21 protein-coding genes are annotated in these 19335 nt (G+C 74.0%); 13 read left to right on the top strand and 8 right to left on the bottom strand.

The window, feature by feature from the left end:
• Positions 1–10: 10 nt before the first annotated feature.
• Positions 11–784: an enoyl-CoA hydratase/isomerase family protein gene (locus tag NMK34_RS07485; protein WP_318332796.1), complete on the bottom strand. Its 774-nt coding sequence runs from the start codon at positions 782–784 to the stop codon at positions 11–13.
• Positions 785–915: 131 nt separating this feature from the next.
• Between NMK34_RS07485 and NMK34_RS07480 the strand changes: the two genes are divergently transcribed.
• Complete coding sequence (locus NMK34_RS07480) at positions 916–1488, top strand: DUF6232 family protein (RefSeq protein WP_318332795.1); 573 nt, start codon at positions 916–918, stop codon at positions 1486–1488.
• Here the strand turns inward: NMK34_RS07480 and NMK34_RS07475 are convergent.
• Positions 1434–1865 (bottom strand): nuclear transport factor 2 family protein, encoded by a 432-nt coding sequence (locus NMK34_RS07475; RefSeq protein ID WP_318332794.1) that lies wholly within the window; start codon positions 1863–1865, stop codon positions 1434–1436. The two genes, NMK34_RS07480 and NMK34_RS07475, sit on opposite strands and share 55 nt — an antisense overlap.
• A gap of 58 nt (positions 1866–1923) precedes the next feature.
• Here NMK34_RS07475 and NMK34_RS07470 point away from each other — a divergent pair, with 58 nt between their 5' ends.
• A complete protein-coding gene (locus NMK34_RS07470) occupies positions 1924–2406 on the top strand; it encodes a DUF6232 family protein (RefSeq protein ID WP_318332793.1) in 483 nt (160 codons plus the stop codon).
• Positions 2407–2421: 15 nt separating this feature from the next.
• On the opposite strand, the gene NMK34_RS07465 is transcribed toward NMK34_RS07470, so the two are convergent.
• A complete protein-coding gene (locus tag NMK34_RS07465; protein ID WP_318332792.1) occupies positions 2422–3897 on the bottom strand; it encodes an alpha/beta fold hydrolase in 1476 nt (491 codons plus the stop codon).
• A 94-nt stretch (positions 3898–3991) separates the two neighbouring features.
• Here NMK34_RS07465 and NMK34_RS07460 point away from each other — a divergent pair, with 94 nt between their 5' ends.
• A complete protein-coding gene (locus NMK34_RS07460; protein ID WP_318332791.1) occupies positions 3992–4756 on the top strand; it encodes a hypothetical protein in 765 nt (254 codons plus the stop codon).
• A gap of 45 nt (positions 4757–4801) precedes the next feature.
• Here NMK34_RS07460 and NMK34_RS07455 read toward each other — a convergent pair whose 3' ends face one another.
• Entirely contained in the window at positions 4802–5698 is an 897-nt protein-coding gene (locus tag NMK34_RS07455; RefSeq protein ID WP_318332790.1) for a ribokinase, read from the bottom strand.
• Between the two features lie 17 nt (positions 5699–5715).
• Positions 5716–6555 (bottom strand): ABC transporter ATP-binding protein, encoded by an 840-nt coding sequence (locus NMK34_RS07450; RefSeq protein WP_412098856.1) that lies wholly within the window; start codon positions 6553–6555, stop codon positions 5716–5718.
• A gap of 132 nt (positions 6556–6687) precedes the next feature.
• Between NMK34_RS07450 and NMK34_RS07445 the strand changes: the two genes are divergently transcribed.
• Positions 6688–7692: an ATP-binding cassette domain-containing protein gene (locus tag NMK34_RS07445; RefSeq protein WP_318332788.1), complete on the top strand. Its 1005-nt coding sequence runs from the start codon at positions 6688–6690 to the stop codon at positions 7690–7692.
• The gene (locus NMK34_RS07440; RefSeq protein WP_318332787.1) at positions 7689–8699 is read left to right on the top strand and encodes an ABC transporter permease subunit; all 1011 of its coding nucleotides are present in this window, start codon (positions 7689–7691) and stop codon (positions 8697–8699) included. The genes NMK34_RS07445 and NMK34_RS07440 overlap by 4 nt, the downstream gene beginning before the upstream one ends.
• Before the next feature lie 85 nt (positions 8700–8784).
• Here the strand turns inward: NMK34_RS07440 and NMK34_RS07435 are convergent, their stop codons facing one another.
• Entirely contained in the window at positions 8785–9990 is a 1206-nt protein-coding gene (locus NMK34_RS07435; protein WP_135243647.1) for an ROK family transcriptional regulator, read from the bottom strand.
• Positions 9991–10114: 124 nt separating this feature from the next.
• Between NMK34_RS07435 and NMK34_RS07430 the strand changes: the two genes are divergently transcribed.
• From NMK34_RS07430 to NMK34_RS07415, 4 genes are all read left to right on the top strand, one after another.
• A complete protein-coding gene (locus NMK34_RS07430; RefSeq protein ID WP_318332786.1) occupies positions 10115–11569 on the top strand; it encodes a glycoside hydrolase family 3 protein in 1455 nt (484 codons plus the stop codon).
• A 121-nt stretch (positions 11570–11690) separates the two neighbouring features.
• Positions 11691–12125, top strand: a complete 435-nt coding sequence (locus NMK34_RS07425; protein WP_318332785.1) for a hypothetical protein — start codon at positions 11691–11693, stop codon at positions 12123–12125.
• On the top strand, positions 12122–12607 hold the full coding sequence (locus tag NMK34_RS07420) for a thiol-disulfide oxidoreductase DCC family protein (RefSeq protein ID WP_318332784.1): 486 nt from the start codon (positions 12122–12124) through the stop codon (positions 12605–12607). The genes NMK34_RS07425 and NMK34_RS07420 overlap by 4 nt, the downstream gene beginning before the upstream one ends.
• A complete protein-coding gene (locus NMK34_RS07415) occupies positions 12543–13247 on the top strand; it encodes a TetR family transcriptional regulator (protein ID WP_318332783.1) in 705 nt (234 codons plus the stop codon). Before NMK34_RS07420 ends, NMK34_RS07415 begins: the two co-directional genes overlap by 65 nt.
• 180 nt (positions 13248–13427) lie before the next feature.
• Here NMK34_RS07415 and NMK34_RS07410 read toward each other — a convergent pair whose 3' ends face one another.
• On the bottom strand, positions 13428–14093 hold the full coding sequence (locus NMK34_RS07410; RefSeq protein WP_318332782.1) for a GNAT family N-acetyltransferase: 666 nt from the start codon (positions 14091–14093) through the stop codon (positions 13428–13430).
• A gap of 229 nt (positions 14094–14322) precedes the next feature.
• Here NMK34_RS07410 and NMK34_RS07405 point away from each other — a divergent pair, with 229 nt between their 5' ends.
• Together NMK34_RS07405 and NMK34_RS07400 are read left to right on the top strand one after the other, a co-directional pair.
• Entirely contained in the window at positions 14323–14508 is a 186-nt protein-coding gene (locus NMK34_RS07405; RefSeq protein ID WP_135243641.1) for a DNA repair protein, read from the top strand.
• Positions 14509–14614: 106 nt separating this feature from the next.
• Positions 14615–15133 (top strand): hypothetical protein, encoded by a 519-nt coding sequence (locus NMK34_RS07400; RefSeq protein ID WP_318332781.1) that lies wholly within the window; start codon positions 14615–14617, stop codon positions 15131–15133.
• Positions 15134–15181: 48 nt separating this feature from the next.
• Here the strand turns inward: NMK34_RS07400 and NMK34_RS07395 are convergent, their stop codons facing one another.
• Positions 15182–15919, bottom strand: coding sequence for a Clp protease N-terminal domain-containing protein (locus NMK34_RS07395; RefSeq protein ID WP_318332780.1), 738 nt, complete (start codon positions 15917–15919; stop codon positions 15182–15184).
• Positions 15920–15983: 64 nt separating this feature from the next.
• Here NMK34_RS07395 and NMK34_RS07390 point away from each other — a divergent pair, with 64 nt between their 5' ends.
• Positions 15984–17696: a Na+/H+ antiporter gene (locus NMK34_RS07390; protein ID WP_318332779.1), complete on the top strand. Its 1713-nt coding sequence runs from the start codon at positions 15984–15986 to the stop codon at positions 17694–17696.
• A 90-nt stretch (positions 17697–17786) separates the two neighbouring features.
• Positions 17787–19292: a sigma-70 family RNA polymerase sigma factor gene (locus NMK34_RS07385; protein ID WP_318332778.1), complete on the top strand. Its 1506-nt coding sequence runs from the start codon at positions 17787–17789 to the stop codon at positions 19290–19292.
• Positions 19293–19335 lie beyond the last annotated feature (43 nt).

Below are 19335 nucleotides of genomic sequence, written 5' to 3'. Positions count from 1 at the left end.
AGCTCTCGCGTCAGCGACCGGTGAAGCCCGGCTTGCGCTTCTCCACGAACGCGGCCATGCCCTCGCGCCGGTCGTCGGTGGCGAACAGCGCCGCGAAGAGCTGACTCTCCCAGGCCAGGCCCGAGGTGAGGTCCATGTCCAGACCGCCGTCGACAGCCGCCTTCGCCGCGCGCAGCGCCTGCACCGGCCCGGTCAGGAACGGCTTCACGTACGCCGCCGCGGCGTCGTAGACCTCGGCGGCCGGGACCACCCGGTCGGCCAGGCCGATCCGCAGCGCCTCGGCGGCGTCGACCATCCTCCCGGTCATGATGAGGTCCTTGGCGCGGGCCGGGCCGACCAGGCGGGCCAGCCGCTGGGTGCCGCCGGCACCAGGGATGATGCCCAGCTTGATCTCCGGCTGGCCGAGCTTGGCGTCCTCGGCGACGATCCGCCAGTCGCAGGCCAGCGCCAGCTCGCAGCCGCCGCCGAGCGCGTACCCGGTGATCGCGGCGACGACCGGCTTCGGGATGCGGGCGATCGCACCGAGCGCGCTGGACAGGTCGGCCGCGCGTTCCGCCATGTCCACGTAGGACATGTCGGCCATCTCCTTGATGTCCGCACCGGCCGCGAAGACCTTCTCGCCGCCGTACACGATCACGGCGCGGACCTCGGCGTCGGCGGTGGCCGCCGACGCGGCGGCGCGCAACTCCTCCTGCACCTGGGTGTTGAGCGCGTTCATCGGCGGCCGCTCCAGCCGGATGGTGCCGATGCCGTCCTTCACTTCCAGCCTGACGAACTCGCCCACGCTGCCCTCACTTCCTCGTCGAAGTCGCGTGCCAACCTTACGACTCGCCTCGTTGGGGTAGACAGTGTGGTGTCGGCGACTCCCCAGGTCGCCGCCGGAGTCGCCGCCGCCCCGCCGCCGGGAGTGAGGCCATGATCACCTACTACGACGACCGTTCCGTCCAGGTCACCTCCACCGCGGTACGGGTGGACGGGCGCAGCTACCCGCTGGCCGAACTGACCACCGTCTGGCACCGGCGGGGCGACCGCTCCTGGCGGGTGCTCGCCGGACGCGGCGCGATCGGGGCCGCGCTCGCCGGGCCGCTGGTGGCTGCCGTGCTGGGCATCGCGCTGGCCGTGTGGCTCCAGCGCTCGGCGGCGGTCACCGTCGCCATCGTCGGCGTCTCGGTGCTGGTCGGCCTCGCCGTCGGCCCGCTCGCGGACTTCCTCTTCGAGCACCTGGACCGCTCGTACGCCCGGGGCAGCCGGGAGATGGAGATGTGGGCGCAATGGCGGGGCCGCCCGGTGCGGCTGCTGCACACCCGCGACGCGATGCGCTTCGGGCAGGTCTACCGGGCGGTGCAGCGGGCCATGGAGAGCCTGCCGGCCGCGCCGGATCGCCCCGGCCGTCCCGCGACCGGCCGTCCCGCGACCGGTGCTGCCACGCCCGGTCAGAACGTGATCGGATCGTCCGGCAGCAGGCCCAGCCCGCGCAACAGGCCGTAGGTGTCCTGCTCGCCCCAGAACTGGACGATCCGGCCGCCGGCCAGGCGGTACATCTTGCAGGCGCTCTGCACCGTGGTCGCCCCTGTCGCGTCCCGCCGGTACGTCTGCGCCAGCGACACCACCACCCGGTCCCCGGCCGCGAAGATCTCCCGGATCTCCTGGTCGATCACGGTCAGGCCGGGCGAGGAGACAGCGGCCTCGGGATAGCGCCGACCGCGTACCGCGGTGCCGGAGCCGTAGATCTCCACGTCCTCGTCGACCACCTCGGCCAGTTCAGCCAGGTCCTTGGTGACGAAGGTGCGCAGGTAACGCCGGACCACCTCGACGTTGCGCGCCTGCTCGTCGCCGCCGGTTCCGGCCCCGCTCCGGTCCGTCATGCCGCCAGCCTACCGGCGCACGCGTCGCCGGCATCGACACACGCGGTTAGGCTGATTCATGGTCCTCTATTACCGGGACGACGCCGTGCAGGTCACCTCCGAGGCGATCCACGCGGGCGGTCAGGTGGTCGCGCTCGCCGACGTCACGTACGTCTGGCACGCGCGCGGCACCACCACGCTCGCCGTCCGGGGACGGGTGCTGGGCCGCGGGGCGCTGGTCCTGCTGCTGTCGCTGCCACCGCTCGTCGCTGTGGTCTGCGTGCTCTCGCTGGCCTGGTCCGCGCAGGACCGCGGCGAGTGGAGACTGGCCCTGATCATCCTGGCCGCGTTCGTGGTGGTGGGACTGGCGCTCACCCCGTTCCTGGAGGTGCCGCTCGGCTGGTTGGACCGCTCCTACGAGCGCGGCAACCGGGTGCACGAGCTGTGGGTGCAGCACCACGGGCGGGAGACGATGCTGGTCCGTACGCCCGACGCGCTGCGGTTCGGGCAGATCTACCGGGCCGTGCAACGCGCCGTGGAACAGCAGACCGACCGCCGCTGAGCCGCCCGGCGCCGGTCAGGCCAGCGGCAGCGTGGTCGCGATCGGCCAGGCGAGCACCACCGCCCCTACCGACGGCGCCAGCCACCACGGCGCGGCCCGGCGGCGCAGCGCCACGGCCCAGGCCGCCTGCCAGGCCACCAGCACCGCGAACAGCGGCACCACCAGCAGCACGAACCCGGGCGCCAGGCCGAGCACCGCGGCGGCGGCGAGCACCAGCACGGCGATCCCGCCGGTGGCCGCATACCGGACGCCGTGGCCGTCCGCAAGCCGCTCGGCGCCGAGCAGGAAGACCAGGCAGCAGAACGTCACCAGCGGCAGCAGCCACCACCGGGCCCCGACCGGCACGGTCGAGGTGAGGCCGAGATGAAGCGGCAACGCGACGGCGAGCACCGCGTACCCGAGGAGCACGACGGCGACGGCAGCGGGCCGGACGCCACCACCGGTCGCCGGTGGCCGGCGGGGTTGCGCGAAGCGCGCCGCGGCGGCCAGCAGCACGCCGGTGAGCAGCAGGAACACCGCCACGTATCCGCCCACGGCGAGCGGCAGCAGGGCGGTCGGCAGCAGCGCGGCGAGCACGGCCCCCACACCGGCCGCCGGCACCGTCGCGGCGAGCCACCGGGCGGTACGCGGACCGCCGGTGCCCGCCCGCGCCCGGCGCGGCAGCAACGCCGCGAGCGGCACGAAGCCCAGCGCGAGCCCCGCCAGCAGCAGCCCGGCGCCGGCCGGCCGGGTCAGCGGGGACGGCGGCGGCCCGCCGGCAGGGTTCGGCAGCGCGTCGAGCACCGCGGCGTGCGTACGCGGCGCGAACAGCACCGACACGTGCTCGGTGCCCGGTGCCACCACCCGCGTGCGGGTGCCCGGTGGCGCGTCCCGTGACGCCTCGTCGACGGCCTGGCGGAAACCGGCGAACTCCAGCCCGCCCACCACGAGCGTCAGCCTCCCCGGCCAGCCGGCCGGCACGTCACCGCCGTCGGGCAGCGAGATCGCCACGGTCCGGTCGATCTCCGGATGCGCGACCGCGTACCGGGTCACAGCGCCGGCGCCCATCGAGTGCCCGACCAGGACGACCCGGTCCGGGTCGACGCCGGGACGCCCACGCAGCCAGGCGACCGCGACGTCCAGGTCGTGCCGCAGCAGCGCCCGGCTGCGTTCCTCGCCCCGGCCCGCACCGGGTAGCCGGGTGTGGCTGGCGCCGTGGCCGGCGAAGTCGAGCAGCACCGCGATCCCGCCCCGGCGGGCCACCGAGTCGGCGAGCGGCCGCATCAGCCGGGCCGACCCGGCGAAGCCGTGCGCGATCACCACCCCGGGCCGCCGGTCGCCGCTCACACCGTCCGCCCGGACCTCGGTCAGCGGCACCCCCGCCACGGTCGCCCGCCGGGTGGTCAGACCGGCGTCGGCGCGGGCCAGGAGCAGGGCGCCCAGGACGACGGCGAGCAGCGCGACCAGTCCGCAGGCGAGTAGTCGCCGCGACGCCGGGTCGGGGGTGGGCATGCCGGCACCCTACGCCGCCCGACGGCCCCGGCGTGACAGTCGCCGCCCGGCCGCCGCCGGGCGGCACTGGTCACGACGCCGCACACTGGATGTCATGGCGATCCCTCTTCCCCGGCCCGGCGCCCTGCTCGGCCTCACCCGTACCGCAGTGGACCAGGCGCTCGGCTCGGCCGCCACGGTGGCCTCGGTGCCCGCTCGCGCCTTCGCCGTCCTCGACCAGGTGGAGGCGCTGGTCCGGCGGATCGACGGGGTGGTGGACCGGATCGAGGGCACGCTCGACCGCACCGACCGGGTGCTCGCCGACGCGGAGACGGCGGTCCGCGAGGTGGCGGTGATCAGCGCCGCCGCCACCGCGGCGATCGACACGGCGACCGAGGTGGCCGCCGCGGCGACTGTCGTGGTCGGCGAGGCGCAGCGGGTCTCCGAGGCGGCGGCCGTGGTGGTCGGCGAGGCCGACCGGGTGGCCCGGACCGCGGCCGGTGTGGTGACCGAGGCGGAGACGGTGACCGCGCGGGCGGCGGGCACGCTGGTGACCGCCGAGAAGGCCACCGGCGTCGCAAACGAGCTGCTGGCCGCGTACGAGGCGACGCTGCGCCGGGCCGCGCCGATGGCGGCGCGTTTCGTGGAGCAGCTCAGCCCGGAGGAGGTGACCGCCGCGATCCGGCTCGTGGACGAGTTGCCGAAGCTCAAGGACCACCTCACCTCGGACGTGCTGCCGATCCTTGCCACGCTGGACCGGGTCGGCCCGGACCTGCACGACCTGCTGGACGTCACACGCGATCTCAAGCTCGCGGTGGCCGGCATCCCCGGGCTCGGCATGCTGCGCCGGCGCGGCGAGCGCCTCACCGACGAGGTGTAAGGAAGGGCACCTTCTTAACGCCTCCGGTAGAGGAAGGGCCCCTTCTTAACCGCCGGGGAACAGCTCGTCGATCTCCGCGCGGTGGGGCAGCGCCACCGAGGCGCCGAGCTTGCGTACGCACGCCGCACCGGCGGCCGCCGCCCAGCGCACCGCGTCGGCCAGATCCCGCCCCTCGCCCCAGGCCACCGCGAGCGCGGCGGTGAACGCGTCCCCGGCGGCGGTCGAGTCGACCACGTCCACCGGCACCGCCGGCACGTGCGTCGCCGGGCGGTCCCGGTCGACGTACCAGGCGCCGTCGCCGCCGAGCGTGAGCACCGCCCGGGGCACCAGGTCGAGCAGCGCCGCAGGTTCGTCCCGGCCGCGGCCGGTCAGCGCCTGCGCCTCCGGCTCGTTCACCACGAGCAGGTCGGTGGCCGCCAGCAACTCGGCCGGCACCGACCGGGCAGGCGCCGCGTTGAGCACCACTCGGGTGCCCGCCGACCGGGCCGCCAGCGCCGCCTCGGTCACCGTCTCGACCGGCACCTCCAGCTGCGCGACCAGCACGTCCGCATCGCGTACGGCGGAGAGCTCGTCCGCGGTCAGCGACGTGAACGCGGCGTTCGCGCCGGGGGTGACCAGGATGGCGTTCTCCCCCGCGCCGCCGACCATGACCAGCGCGACGCCGGACGGGCCGTAGACCACCCGCAGGTGGCCGGTGTCCACGCCGGCCGCGGTCATCCGGGCCCGCAACGTCACGCCGAACGAGTCCGAGCCGATCGCGCCCAGGAAGACGCAGGACGCGCCGGCGCGTACCGCGGCGACCGCCTGGTTGGCGCCCTTGCCGCCGGGCAGCATGACGAAGTCGTCGCCCAGCACCGTCTCGCCGGGCCGGGGCAGCGCGGCGCCGATGCCGACCAGGTCCATGTTGGCGCTGCCGACGACGGCGATCCGGGTCTGCGGCACGGTGTGGTCCCGTCGCTTCAGGCGGCGCGGGCGGCCCAGCGGTCGCCGGACCGCGTGACCACCAGCGGAAGGCCGAACGTCTTCGACAGGTTGTCGGCGGTGAGCACGTCGGCGAGCAGGCCCTGCGCCACCACGGCACCCTCGCGCAGCAGCAGCGCGTGGGTGAAGCCCGGCGGGATCTCCTCCACGTGGTGGGTGACCAGCACCATCGCCGGCGCGTCCGGGTCGTACGCCAGCTCGGCCAGCCGGGCCACCAGGTCCTCGCGCCCGCCCAGGTCGAGCCCGGCGGCGGGCTCGTCGAGCAGCAGCAGCTCCGGGTCGGTCATCAGGGCGCGGGCGATCTGCACGCGCTTGCGCTCACCCTCGGACAGCGTGCCGTACGTGCGGTCGGTGAGGTGGCCGACGCCGAGCTGGCGCAGCAGCGCGGCGGCGCGCGCCACGTCGGTGCGGTCGTAGCTCTCCCGCCAGCGGCCGACCACCGACCAGGCGGCGGTCACCACCACGTCGACGACCCGCTCCTCGGCGGGGATCCGCTCGGCGAGCGTCGCGGTGGACAGACCGATGCGGGTACGCAGCTCGTTGACGTCGGTACGGCCGATGCGCTCGCCGAGCACGTGCGCGACACCGCTGGTCGGGTGCAGCCGGCCGGCGGCCAGGTTGAGCAGCGTGGTCTTGCCCGCGCCGTTCGGCCCGAGCACCACCCACCGTTCGTCCAGCTCGACCCGCCAGTCGACGTCGTGCACCAGCGCGGTGCCGGAACGCTTGACGACGACCCCGTCGAGGCTGACCACCAGATCCGCGTCCACGGTCGAGGGGGCGGGGGCGCCCGGGGCGCCGGGGATCAGGTCACCAGTCACCGCTCCATCCAATCACGCACCCGGCCCGGCGCCCCCCACGGGCGGCGCCGCCGCCATAGGGTGGGGCGCCGTGTCGTTGGTCACCACTTCCGGAAGGACACTCATGCCCGACCGCTGCCGGAAGGCGCGCGGATGAGCGCGGTCATCGAGATCGCGGGCCTCCGCAAGACGTTCCACACGCTGCGCCAGGGGCGCCGGGTCGCCGTCGACGGCTTCGACATGCTGGTCGAGGCGGGCCAGGTGCACGGTTTCCTCGGGCCGAACGGGTCCGGGAAGACCACCACGCTGCGTGCGCTGCTGGGGCTGGTCCGGCCGGACTCCGGGCGGATGAGCGTGCTGGGCGCCGAGTCACCCGAGCACCTGCCGGACGTGGCCGGCCGGGTCGGCGCGATCGTGGAGAGCCCGCAGTTCTTCGCCAACTTCACCGCGCACCGGACGCTGCGGTTGCTGGCGCTGGCCGGCGGTGTGCCGACCAGCCGGGTGGACGAGGTGCTGGAGCAGGTCGGGCTGCGCGACCGGGGCCACGAGCGGGTCAAGGGTTACTCGCTGGGCATGAAGCAGCGGCTGGCGGTCGCGTCGGCCCTGCTGAAGAACCCGGAGCTGCTGATCCTGGACGAGCCGGCGAACGGGCTGGACCCGGCCGGCATCCGGGAGATGCGCGACCTGACCCGGTCGCTGGCCGAGGCCGGGGTGACGGTGCTGCTGTCCAGCCACATCCTGGCCGAGATCCAGTTGATCTGCGACCACGTGACGATCGTGAGCCGGGGGCAGCGGGTCGCGTACGGGCCGGTGCAGGAGGTGCTGGCCGGCTTCGACCAGCACCAGTGGCGGGTCCGGGTGGCCGACCCGGAGCGGGCCGGGGAGCTGCTGGGCCGGGCCGGCCTGTCGGTGGCCGTCGCGCCGGACCACCTCGTGGTGACCGGGGTGCAGGATCCGGAGACGATCAGCCGGACGCTCGGCGAGCAGGGCATGTGGGTACGCGAGCTGGTCCCGCTGCGGCCGGACCTGGAGAGCGTCTTCCTGGAGCTGACCGGCGGCCACGAGCACGTGGCGGTGCCGCGGCAGGTCGACGGCGCGCCGCCGAGCGACGGAGTGATCGACCTCGACGTCCGCGAGACCCGGGAGGTGGACGCGTGAACCTGGTCCGTGCCGAGCTGGAGCGACTGGCCGCCCGGCGTTTCGTGCAGCTCATGATGGTGCTGCTGGCTGTCGCCTTCGCGGTGACAGTGATGACCACGCTCGCCGGTTCGCACCGGCCGAGCCCGGCGGAGCTGAGCCGGGCCCAGGCGCAGGCGGCGGAGAGCGTGCGCCAGATGGAGATGACGTACGACCGCTGCCTGCGGATCCGGGAGGGCTCGCTCCCGCCGGGCGAGAACGACTACCTGCCGCGCGACTGCGCCCAGATCGATCCGGCCCAGCTCGAGGATCTGCCGAGCGCTGCCGACTACCTCAGCGGTGTCTTCGTCTTCGCCAAGGAGGCCGAGCCGCTGCTCTACTTCCTGATCGCGTTCCTGACGCTGTTCGGGTTCCTGGTCGGCGCCTCCTACATCGGGGCCGACCTGAACTCGGGCGGGGTGGTCAACCTGCTGCTGTGGCGGCCCCGGCGGCCCACTGTGCTCGCGGCGAAGCTCGGCACGCTGCTGGGCGGGCTGCTCGGCCTGTCGGTGCTGGCGTCGGCGGCGTACCTCGGGGCGTTCTGGTTGATCGGCCAGGCGTCCGGCCTGGTCGGGCGGACCGGTGGCGACTTCTGGCCCACGCTCGGTGCGATCTGGGTTCGCGGGCTGGTGCTGGTGCTGCTCGCCGCGGCGCTCGGGTTCGCCGTGGCCACGCTGGGCCGGCACACCTCGGCGGCGCTCGGCACGGTGGCCGCGTACGTGGTGGTGTGGGAGCTGGGTGCGCGGCTGGTGTTCCAGATCCTCGAGGTCGGCCGGCCTGATCGGTACATGCTGTCCAGCTATCTGGCGGCCTGGCTGTCCGGTGAGGTACGGCTCTGGGATAACAACGCCTGCGGCCCTGGGATCTCCGGCTACTGCGACGGCTCGTACACGCTGACCTGGACGTCGGGCGTGGTGGTGCTGGTCGGGCTCACCGGCGCCCTGGTGGCCGCGGCGTTCACGGTGTTCCGTCGCCGCGACCTGATCTGACCGGAGCCGCATCCCGGCAACTCCTTGCGAACCCTGGCGCCATACTGAAGGATTCCTTCACATGGCGCCAGGGTGCACGACGCGGTCAGCCGACCGTCGAGCCGAACACCTCGTCGCGTACGGCGTCCAGCGCGGTCCGCAGCGCGCCGCGCAGGATCGGCTCCTCGGTCAGCCCGGTGGTGACCACCCGGGGCCGGACCAGCGTGATCGCGGCGACCTCGTGCTGCACCCGCTCGGCCAGCGCCGCCCCGCCGGCCTGCCCGACCGCCCCGGCGAGCACCACGAGCGGCGGGTCCAGCACCACGCAGGTGCTCGCCACACCGAGCGCCAGCCGCCGGGCCAGCTCGTCGAGCATCGGCCCACCGGCGGTGCCGGCGGCGATTGCGGCGCGGACCACCTCGGCGGCCCGGGCCGCCGCCACGCCCTGCTCCGCCGCCTCCGGGCTGGCGAAACCGTGCTCGGCGGCCACCGCGCGTACCGCGTCGGCGCCGACGAGCTGCTGGAACGCCGGCTTGGCCCGCTTGGACACGTCGCGCGGGATGGGCGCGCCGGGCACCGGCAGGTAACCGATCTCGCCGGCCGCGCCGCTGCTGCCGTGGTGCAGCCGGCCGCCCAGCATGATGGCCAGGCCGACGCCCGCGTCCACCCAGACCAGCACGAAGTCGGCGGTACCACGGGCCGCGCCGGACTGCGCCTCGGCCACCGCGGCGAGGTTCACGTCGTTCTCGAACACGACAGGGGTGTCCAGATCCTCGCGCAGCGCGGCGAGCAGGCCACTGTGCCAGCGCGGCAGGTTGAACGCGAACGTGATGTCGCCGGTCTGCGGATCGACCAGGCCGGGGGTGCCGAGCACGACGCGCCGGACGGCGGACAGCTCCGCGCCGGCGCTGGCCGCCGCCTGGACCACGGCGTTGTGCACCACGCCGACCGGGTCGTCGGTGTCCTTGGTGGACTGCTCGACCCGGCCGGCCACCGCGCCGGTGATGTCGGCGCACGCGGCGACCACCCGTTCCGCGCCCACCTCCACGCCCACCACGTACGCGCTGCTCGGCCGGACGGCGTAGAGCTGGGCGTTCGGGCCCCGCCCGCCGGCCTGCTCGCCGACCCGGGCGACCAGGCCGCGCTCCTCCAGCCGCTCGACGAGCTGGGACGCGGTGACCTTGGACAGCCCGGTCAGCTCACCGATCCGGGCCCGGGTCAGCGGGCCGCGTTCGAGCAGCAGCTCCAGCGCCGCACGATCGTTGAGCGCCCGCAGGAGTCGGGGGGTGCCGGGCAGCCGGGTCGCACTCATGCCGTCGTCCTCAATTTTCAGTAAAGTTTTCTAACCACAAAACACCTGCCGAGGGGCGCCCGTTAGCGTATCGGCCACCCCCATCCGCGGAGGTCGGACGACCCGGCAGGGAAAGGGGATACTCGTGGGTCTGGATCCAGGACTGCGCCGGCTCGCGCTGGGCACGCTGCTGGCCGCGTACCCGGGACCGGTCCCGCCGGACTGGGCGGTCGACCTGCTCGCCGACGGGCTCGCCGGGCACACCCTGTTCGGCACCAACATCCACGACCCGGCCCAGGTGGCGGCGTCCACGGCGGCGCTGCGCGCCGGCCGCCCCGACGTGATCGTCGCGATCGACGAGGAGGGCGGCGACGTCACCCGGCTGGCGCACGCCACCGGCAGCCCGTACCCCGGGAACGCCGCGCTCGGCGCGGTGGACGACCCCGACCTGACCCGCCGGGTGTACGCGGCGATCGGCGGGGAGCTGGCCGCGCTCGGCATCACCGTCGACCTCGCCCCCACCGTCGACGTGAACACCGCCGACGAGAACCCGGTGATCGGCACCCGCTCGTTCGGGGCGGACCCGAAGCGGGTGGCCGTCCACTCGGCCGCCGCCGTCGCCGGTCTCCAGTCGACAGGTGTGGCCGCCTGCGCCAAGCACTTCCCCGGCCACGGCGCCACAGTCGCGGACTCCCACCACGAGCTGCCCACTGTCGACGTGCCGCCGGCCGTCCTGCGGGAACGCGACCTGCCGCCGTTCGCCGCCGTGGTGGACGCGGGCGTCCGCGCGGTGATGACCGCGCACATCCGGGTGCCGGCGCTGACCGGCGACGGCCCGGCCACGTTCAGCCGCGCGGTCCTGCACGACCTGCTGCGCGTCGAGTACGGCTTCACCGGCGCGGTGATCACCGACGCGCTGGAGATGAAGGGCGCGGTGCTCGCTGCCGGCGGGGTCGGCGCGGGCGCGGTCCGGGCCCTGGCCGCCGGCGCGGACCTGCTCTGCATCGGCGCCCGGGTGGACGCCGAGCTGGTCGAGTCGGTCGCTGCGGAGATCGTCGCGGCGATGGCCGACGGCCGGCTGGCGCGCGAGCGGGTCGAGGAGGCGGCCGGCCGGACCGCAGCGCTCGCCGCCGCCACCGGCCCCGCCGACGTCCCGCCGCCCGCCGCCGACGGCCTCGGCTACGCCGCCGCGCTGCGGGCGGTACGCGTGGAGGGCGACCTCGTCCGCGACACCGCGCCGCTGGTGGTGCAGGTGTACGCCCCCTCCACCATCGCCGAGGGGCGGGTGCCGTGGGGGCTCGGCCCGCACCTGGCCGCCGGGGTCGAGCAGGCTCGCGCGGTGGCGGGCGAGACCGACCCGGAGCAGTTGCGGCGGCTCGCCGGGGACCGGCCGGTCGTGCTGGTCGGGCGGCACCTGCACCGGCTGCCCGGCGCGCGCGAGCTGGTCGAGGCGCTGGCCGCCACGCATCAGGTGACTGTGGTCGAGATGGGCTGGCCCGGTGCGTGGCGACCGGCGGGCGCGCGCGCGTTCGTCGCCACCCACGGCGCCAGTCACGCCAACGGCCGCGCCGCCGCCGACGCGCTCGGCCTGACCGCCTGACCCGCTCCCCCACGCGGCCCGCTGCCCGGAAGGGCGGCGGGCCGCAGTCTTGAACACGTTCAAAATCTGTCGTACGCTCAGGGCGTCAGCGATTTGAACACGTTCAAGAGAGGCTACGGGGATGGACGTGAAGGTCTGGATGTACCTGGCCTACCTGACGGTGAGCATCGGCCTCACCGTCTGGGTGGCACGGGCACTGTCCCGCAACGGGCTGGTGTTCCTGCAGGACGTGTTCGCCGACAGCCGGCTGGCCGAGGCCGTCAACAGCCTGCTGGTGGTCGGCTTCTACCTGCTCAACCTCGGCTACGTCACGGTGGCGATGAAGGAGTCCGATCCGGTCGGCGACACCAGCCAGGCGCTGGAGCAGCTCTCCATGAAGGTGGGATTCGTCCTGCTGGTGCTCGGCGCGCTGCACTTCTTCAACGTCTTCGCGCTCGGCCGCTACCGGCGCGGCCGCCTGCGGCAGCAGGCCACCCACCCGCCGCTGCCGCCGGTCAGCATGCTCCCGCCGCAGGGCGGACCGGTCCCGGCGGGCCCGAACCCGCCGGCCCGGTGACGTCCGCCCCGGGCGGGCACCCGCAGGATCCCACCGGGCACGGGGCCGGTGGGATCCGCGGGTTCACCGTCCTGTTCGACGCGGACTGCCCGATGTGCCGGGCCGCCCGGCGCTGGCTCGCCTCGCGCGCCCAGCTCGTACCGCTGGAGTTCGTGCCGGCCGGGTCCGCCGAAGCCCGGCGGCGCTTTCCCGGGCTGGACCACGACGCCACGTTGCGCGACCTGACTGTGGTGGCCGACACCGGCGCGGTCTACCGCGGCGACGGCGCCTGGTTCGCCTGCCTCTGGGCGCTGGCCGAGCATCGCGGTACGGCCGAGCGACTGGCCCGTCCACACCTGCTGCCGCTGGCCCGCAAGGTGGTGGCGGCGGCCTCCGCGGTCCGCGAGCGGATCCGGGAACCGGGATACGGTGACGACGATGACCGAGCAGAGTGCGCCGACGACAGCTGCGGGTGGCCCGGGCGGGTCGACGGCCCGGGGTGAGCAGACCCGCCAGCTGATCCTGGACACCGCGATGCGGCTGTTCCGCGAGCGCGGATACGCCCGCACCACCATGCGCGCGGTCGCCCAGGAGGCAGGCGTGGCGGTGGGCAACGCCTACTACTACTTCGGCTCCAAGGAACACCTGGTCCAGGAGTTCTACGCGGGCACCCAGCGCGAGCACCGGGAGGCGGCCGACGCGGTGCTCGCCCGCGAGCGGGACTTCGGCCCGCGACTGGCCGGGGTGCTGCACGCGGGCATCGACGTGCTGAGCCCGTACCACGCGTTCGCCGGCGCCTTCTTCAAGACGGCGGCCGAGCCGACCTCGCCGCTGAGCCCGTTCTCCGCCGAGTCGTCGGCACCCCGGGACATGTCGATCGCGCTGTTCCGCGAGGCCCTGACCGGGTCCACCGTCAAGCTCGACGACGAACTGCGCGAGGCACTGCCCGAGCTGCTCTGGCTCGGCTACATGGGTGTGGTCCTCTACTGGGTGCACGACCGCTCGGCGGGGCAGATCAAGACCCGGCAGCTCATCGACGGCGTGGTGCCGCTCGTGGACCGGCTGGTGGGGCTGTCCCGGCTGCGCGTGCTGCGGCCCGTCACCCGTCAGGCGCTCGCCCTTATCCACACGCTGCGTCACTGATCTCGCCGCCGCGCCTGCCAGCGATTGCGCAGGTGAGAGTCCGTAACCGGACAGTGGCACACCCCTTGTTGACCACAGGCACTAACACATAGCGTTACCGCTGTCGGGGCCTGGGGGAGAGCAGCGGACCGTGGATCCGGCCCGGGATCCACGGTCCGCGCCAGGCCGGGAATCCAGGCCTCAGCGGGGGAAGACGCCGAACGCGGTGAGGCCGCGATCCGGGAACCCGGCCGCCTCGGCCACCCGGCCGGACGCCGCATTGCCCGGGTCGTGCAGGTAGGTGGGGATCGCCCCCTCGTCGAGCACCCGGCGGGCCGCCTGCGCGACCAGCCGCCGGGCCAGGCCGTGCCCGCGCGCCGCCGGCACCGTGCCCACCGCCAGCTCGTGCCCGTACGCGTCGTGCCGCTTGATCCCCACGCCGGCCCGGTACGCGCCGTCGGCGCCCCGGACCACCAGCACCTCCCGGTCGAACAGCCGCAGCCACGGTGGCAGCCCGGGCAGCGTGGGCGGCACCCACTCCCCCACCTCGGGCAGCGGCGCCGGGTCGGTGCACCACCGGAAGACCGAGGTGTGCGCGATGAACTCGGGCGCGCCGACCGCGCCCGGCAGGTCGGGCAGCCACTCCCCGAGCGGCCGGTCGCGTACCAGCGTCCGGACCGCCTCGACCCGGTCGGCGGCCACCGAGAGGACGGTGCTGCCGCCCGCTGTCACCGCGACGGCCGGGCGCAGCCGCCCGTCCCAGGCCGGGCGGGCGCGGCGGTAGGACCGGACCACGTGCAGCCCGGGGCCCGCCGGCCACTGCCCCAACCAGGTCGCCAGATGAAGGAAGACCCGCCGGTCGAGCACGTGATCATGGTACGCCGGGACGCCGCGCCCGTGTCCGCCGAATTCCGCGATCACGCCGGGGTTGAGACGCGCGGCAGACGGGTAGAGGGTCGGCACGCCAGCGACGGACGCCGATTCCCGCCTCCGCCACCGGCCGCAGGAACTCCGGCGCTTCACGGAACCGAAGGCATCGACCCTGCGTCATATTCATTTTCATACATGGACAAGTTTCTCTGGGACGGTAGTGGTCATGCCTCACGAACCGAATGACCGATTCCAGCAGGATCCGGAGCGCGGCTGGCGGGCCGCCGCAGACGCCGGACGGTTCCCGGCGCAGCCGGCGTACCGCGAGGCCCGCGACCGGGGACTCTCCTGGGCCGAACTGAACGCGCAACCGGCAGGCACCGCCTCCTGGCGTGGCCTCACGCCGCTCTGAGGGGCGGGCGGCGACACACCGGCCGGGCGGCGTACCGGCCTTCGCACACCTGTGCGGTAGCGTCTTGTGGTCCGATTTCCGGCCTACGACAGGAGAAGCTCCGCGCATGGGCAAGAAGACGATCCACGTCTCCGACTTCACCGGTCAGGTGCTCAGCCCCGACGACGAGGTGGTCAAGGTCGTCGTCCTGGAGCACCCGGACCTGGTCGCCGGCCCCGTGCAGCTGGACGCCACCGCGGTCGAGGTGGAGAGCATCGACGACGCGGCGCTCGACGTCGCGGTGGTGGAGATCCACGACCGGCACGGCCACGGTGAGCCGCGCCGGGTGGTGCTGACCGCCAGCGAGTTCGACGCGATGGCGACCGACGTGCCGATGGCACAACTGCTGCGGACCGCCGAGCGGGTCAAGCCGCCGAAGGCCCGCCGCGCCACCGAGAAGATCGACTACGGCACCATCGAGCACGCCGGGCGCCCGCACCGCGGCCGGGTCACCGAGGAGGAGGCCCGGCTGGTCCGGGAGCACCTCGACGAGGTGAACAAGCGCCTGGCCGACGCCGGCATCCGCCAGGTCGACCCCGCCGACCCGGAGCACGCCGTCCGGTACGGCTTCCCCACCGCCGACTGACACCCGGACGCCGGGCACGCGCCCCCGTGACGCGTGCCCGGCGCGGGGTCAGGCCCCTTTCCGGGTGATCTCGGCGAGCGCCGCCTCGAACGCCGACTCCAGCGCGGACTTCTCCAGGCCGAGGCCACGCAGCACGCCGTCGTCGCCCTCCTCCTCCAGCAGGGCGAGCAGGATGTGCTCCGTACCGATGTAGTTGTGCCCCATCCGCAGCGCCTCCCGGAAGGTCAGCTCCAGGACCTTCTTGGCCCGTGCGTCGTAGGGGATCAGGTCCGGGACCGGGTCGGCCTTCGCCGGCAGCGTCGCGGTGACGACCTCCCGCAGCCGCTCCAGGGGTACGCCCCGAGCCGTGATCGCCGCGGCGGCCAGCCCTTCCGGCTCGGCGAGCAGCCCGAGCGCGACGTGCCCCGGGGTGATCTCGGCGTTGCCCGCGGCCCGCGCCTCCTCCTGCGAGGCCAGCACCACGTTGCGGGCGCGCGGGGTGAACCGGCCGAACCCGGAGTTCGGGTCGAGCGCGGCGGCGGTCTCCGCCTTGGCGGCGGAACGCTTCTGGGCGGCCTGCTTGGTCACGCCCATGCTGCGGCCGATCTCCGTCCACGAGGCGCCGGAGCGGCGCGCCTGGTCGACGAAGTGCCCGATCAGGTGGTCGGCCACGTCGCCCAGGTGGTCGGCGACGAGGACCGCGTCGGCCAACTGGTCGAGCGCGTCGGTGTGCGCTTTCTTGATGCCGTCGATGAGGTCGTCGAGTCGTACCGGCTGGGTCATCTTGAGCGGTTCGGTCTCCTCCATGCGTCAACCATAGGTTGACGATCCTCGACCGTCAACCCTCGGTTGACGGCGCCGTCCGCGTCGCATGATGATCTCGACGCGGGTACTGTCGGTCGAGGTGAGCACCCATTCGACACTGCTGTTCGTGCTCGCCGCCGTCGCGGTCGTCATCGCCGTGCGGTGGGTGGCCTCCCGGACCGGCCTGCCGGCGGCCGCGCTGCTGCCGCTCATCGGCATCGCGTACGCGCTGCTCCCCGGCCCCAACGTCGGCCTCGACCCCGACCTCGTGCTCATGGTCGTGCTGCCGCCGCTGCTCTACAGCGCCGCGCTCGACTCCTCGCTGCTGGACATCCGCCGCAACCTGCGGATCGTGGTCAGCCTCTCCGTGGTGCTGGTGCTCCTCACCGGACTGCTCGTGGGCGTCGGGTTCCACCTGTTCGTGGCCGGCGCGACGCTGGCCGCAGGCATCGCTGTGGGCGCCGCGATCGCCCCGCCCGACCCGGTCGCCGCCCTGGCCGTGGGCCGCCGGGTCAACCTGCCGCCGAAGATGGTCACGATCATCCAGGGCGAAGGGCTGCTGAACGACGCCACCGCGCTGACCATGCTCAGCGTCGCGGTGGCCGCCGCCGTGGGCGGCACCTTCTCGTTCCCCGCCGCGGTCGGGCAGTTCGTGCTGGCGGCGGCCGGCGGCATCGCTGTGGGCGTGGTCGTCGCCCGGGCGAAACGGCTGGTCCGCCCGCTCACCGCGGACCCGCTGCTGTCCAACGCGATCTCGCTCGCGACGCCGTTCGTGGCGTACCTGCTCGGTGAGGCGCTGCACGTCTCCGGCGTGCTGGCAGTGGTGGTCGCCGGCCTGATCGTCGGCCACCAGACGCCGCAGTTCGGCTCCGGAGCCGCCCGCCTCCAGACAAACGCCGTGTGGCGGCTCGTCGACTTCCTTCTCGAAGGCTTCGTCTTCCTGCTGATCGGCCAGCAGCTCCCCGCCGTCGTGCGGGGTCTGCGCCAGTACGAGACGTCGACGATCGTCATCGCCGTCGCCGTGTCGGTCGGCGTGGTGCTGCTCCTGCGCCCGGCCTGGCTGATCCTGACCCAGTGGCTCCCCCGGTCGCTGCACACCCGGCTCGGCGGCGTCGCCGAACAGGACGACACCGACGACCCTGATGCCGCACGCCGCCTCGGTGGCGTCGACCGCAACGCCCGCGGGCTGACCTCCCGCGAAGTGGTGGCCCTGAGCTGGTCCGGTACGCGTGGCGTGATCAGCCTCGCCGCGATCTTCACGCTGCCGCTGACCACCAACAGCGGAGACCCCTTCCCCGATCGTGACCTGCTGCTGTTCTGCACGTTCGTGGTCGTCCTGGTGACGCTGGTCGGGCAGGGCCTGACGTTCGCGCCGCTCGTGCGCATGCTCGGCCTGCGCGCCGACGAGAAGGACCAGGCCCGGGTACGCAACGAGGCCCGCTCCGCAGCGGTGGAGGCCGCCCTGGCCCGCCTCGACACCGTCGCCGCCGAGGAGCCGGACAGCACTGTGGCCGTCGACACCACGCGCGCCCAGTTGCAGACCCGGCTGGCCCGCTACCGGGGTCGGCTCGACCTGATCGAGCAGAGCGGATCGTCGGAGCTGCCCACCTCACCGGAGTACGAGACGGCGCTGCGGGTCCGCCGGACCGTCCTCGAAGCGCAGCGCGAGGAGTTGCTGCGGTGGCGCGACTCCGGACGGCTGCCGGACGAGGAGCTGCGCGTGCTGGAACGCGAACTCGACCACGAGGAACTGTTGCTGCCGAAGCGGGCGCCGGGCTGACCCGTCGCCCAGCACATTTGTGTGACCTGAGCGCCTACCGGACAGTCTCCACCGTGTACGAGATCGTTCCGTGAAGGCGAGGTGGTGAGCGTGTCCTATCCCGCGTACCCGAGCAGGGCCGGCATGCCGGCGGTGGTGGACGCGGCACGCCGCGGCGACCGGGCGGCGGTGGACGAGCTGGTCTCGCACTGCCTGCCGCTGGTCTACAACATCGTGGGCCGGGCACTGAACCGGTCGGCGGACGTCGACGACGTGGTGCAGAACACGATGCTGAGCGTGGTCCGCGGGCTGCCGGGCGTACGCGAGCCGCAGCTTTTCCGCTCGTGGCTGGTCGCCGTCACCATGAACGAGATCCGCACCCACACGCAGCGCCGGCACACCACACCCGCGCCGCCGGAGGACATCGACAACGTGATCGACCCGCGCGCGGACTTCGAGGATCTGACCCTGACCCAGCTCCGCCTCGCCGACCAGCGCCGGGAGGTCGTCCTGGCCACGCGCTGGCTGGACGACGACCACCGCCACCTGCTGTCCCTGTGGTGGCTGGTCGAGGCCGGTCACCTCAGCCGCGCCGACCTGATCGACGCCCTGAAGCTGGCCCCGCACCACGTGACAGTGCGCGTGTCCCGGATGAAGGCGCAGCTGGACACCGCCCGGCTGGTCGTACGGGCCCTCACCGCCCGGCCCGGTTGCGCCGCCCTGGCCGACACGGCCGGCGGCTGGGACCGCCGGCCTGCGCCGGTGTGGCGCAAGCGGTTCGCCCGGCACGTCCGGGACTGCCCGCACTGCCCGGACGCGACGAACGACCTGGTCCCCGCCGAGCGGCTGCTGGCCGGCCTGGCACTCACCCCGGTCCCGGCCGATCTCGCCTCGGACGTCACGCACCACCTGCGTACCGTCGCCTCGCCGTCGCACGCCGTCCCGCCCGGCGCGCAGGTCGTGACCGCCGGGGCGCGGTCGACGCTCTCCCTGTCCAAGACCCTGATCGGCGTGGTCGCCGCCGTCGCCGTGCTCGGCGGGGGCGGGCTCGTCCTCGCCAACTACCCGGAGGAGCCGGGCCGGCAGCCGGCGAGCGCGGCAGCCGCGCAGCCCCCGGCCGCGACCGCCGCACCGTCGCTCACGACCGCCGCCCCGACCGCGGCGGAGCCCTCGGCGACCGAGGTGAAGCCGTCCCCCACCACCGCGCGCCCGAGCCCCGCCAGGTCGGTGAAGCCGTCACCGAAGCCGACCCCGTCGCCGTCCCGGTCCGCCGGCACGTCGACGGGTGTCTCAGCCGCCGAACGGCGGCTGCTGGTGCTGCTCAACGAACGGCGTCGCGCGCTCGGGCTGACCGAGGTCAAGCTCGGCGCGGCCCAGCATCGCGACGCGGAGGCCTGCGTACGGCAGAACCTGAACGCCGGCAGCGGGCTGCAGCACTGCGGGCACGAGGTGCTGTTCGCGTCGTCGGGCAACTCCTCGCCCGAGCAGATGATCGAGGCGTGGTTCAACAGTCCGGGGCACAAGACGGCGCTCACGTACGCCAGTTCCCGCTTCGCCGGCCCGGCGATCGTCTTCAACGGCAGCCGCCAGGTCGCCGCCATCAACATCGACTACTGAGGCGGTCGCTAGGCTCGGCGGAAGTGATGTTGAAGTGTCAACT

Origin of the sequence: Micromonospora sp. BRA006-A (assembly GCF_033433935.1) — a bacterium.
In the GTDB taxonomy this organism is placed as follows: domain Bacteria; phylum Actinomycetota; class Actinomycetes; order Mycobacteriales; family Micromonosporaceae; genus Micromonospora; species Micromonospora aurantiaca.
This window is presented reverse-complemented; position numbering and strand designations above follow the sequence as displayed.

Bases quoted from the DNA above. Each gene is read 5' to 3' on its own strand.
- NMK34_RS07480 (WP_318332795.1), top strand. From the start codon at position 916: ATGATCACCTACTACGACGACCGTTCCGTCCAGGTCACCTCCACCGCG.
- NMK34_RS07390 (WP_318332779.1), top strand. From the start codon at position 15,984: ATGATGATCTCGACGCGGGTACTGTCGGTCGAGGTGAGCACCCATTCG.
- NMK34_RS07460 (WP_318332791.1), top strand. From the start codon at position 3,992: ATGGCGATCCCTCTTCCCCGGCCCGGCGCCCTGCTCGGCCTCACCCGT.
- NMK34_RS07435 (WP_135243647.1), bottom strand. From the start codon at position 9,990: ATGAGTGCGACCCGGCTGCCCGGCACCCCCCGACTCCTGCGGGCGCTC.
- NMK34_RS07425 (WP_318332785.1), top strand. From the start codon at position 11,691: ATGGACGTGAAGGTCTGGATGTACCTGGCCTACCTGACGGTGAGCATC.
- NMK34_RS07445 (WP_318332788.1), top strand. From the start codon at position 6,688: ATGAGCGCGGTCATCGAGATCGCGGGCCTCCGCAAGACGTTCCACACG.
- NMK34_RS07400 (WP_318332781.1), top strand. From the start codon at position 14,615: ATGGGCAAGAAGACGATCCACGTCTCCGACTTCACCGGTCAGGTGCTC.
- NMK34_RS07470 (WP_318332793.1), top strand. From the start codon at position 1,924: ATGGTCCTCTATTACCGGGACGACGCCGTGCAGGTCACCTCCGAGGCG.
- NMK34_RS07475 (WP_318332794.1), bottom strand. From the start codon at position 1,865: ATGACGGACCGGAGCGGGGCCGGAACCGGCGGCGACGAGCAGGCGCGC.
- NMK34_RS07415 (WP_318332783.1), top strand. From the start codon at position 12,543: ATGACCGAGCAGAGTGCGCCGACGACAGCTGCGGGTGGCCCGGGCGGG.
- NMK34_RS07465 (WP_318332792.1), bottom strand. From the start codon at position 3,897: ATGCCCACCCCCGACCCGGCGTCGCGGCGACTACTCGCCTGCGGACTG.
- NMK34_RS07405 (WP_135243641.1), top strand. From the start codon at position 14,323: ATGCCTCACGAACCGAATGACCGATTCCAGCAGGATCCGGAGCGCGGC.
- NMK34_RS07395 (WP_318332780.1), bottom strand. From the start codon at position 15,919: ATGGAGGAGACCGAACCGCTCAAGATGACCCAGCCGGTACGACTCGAC.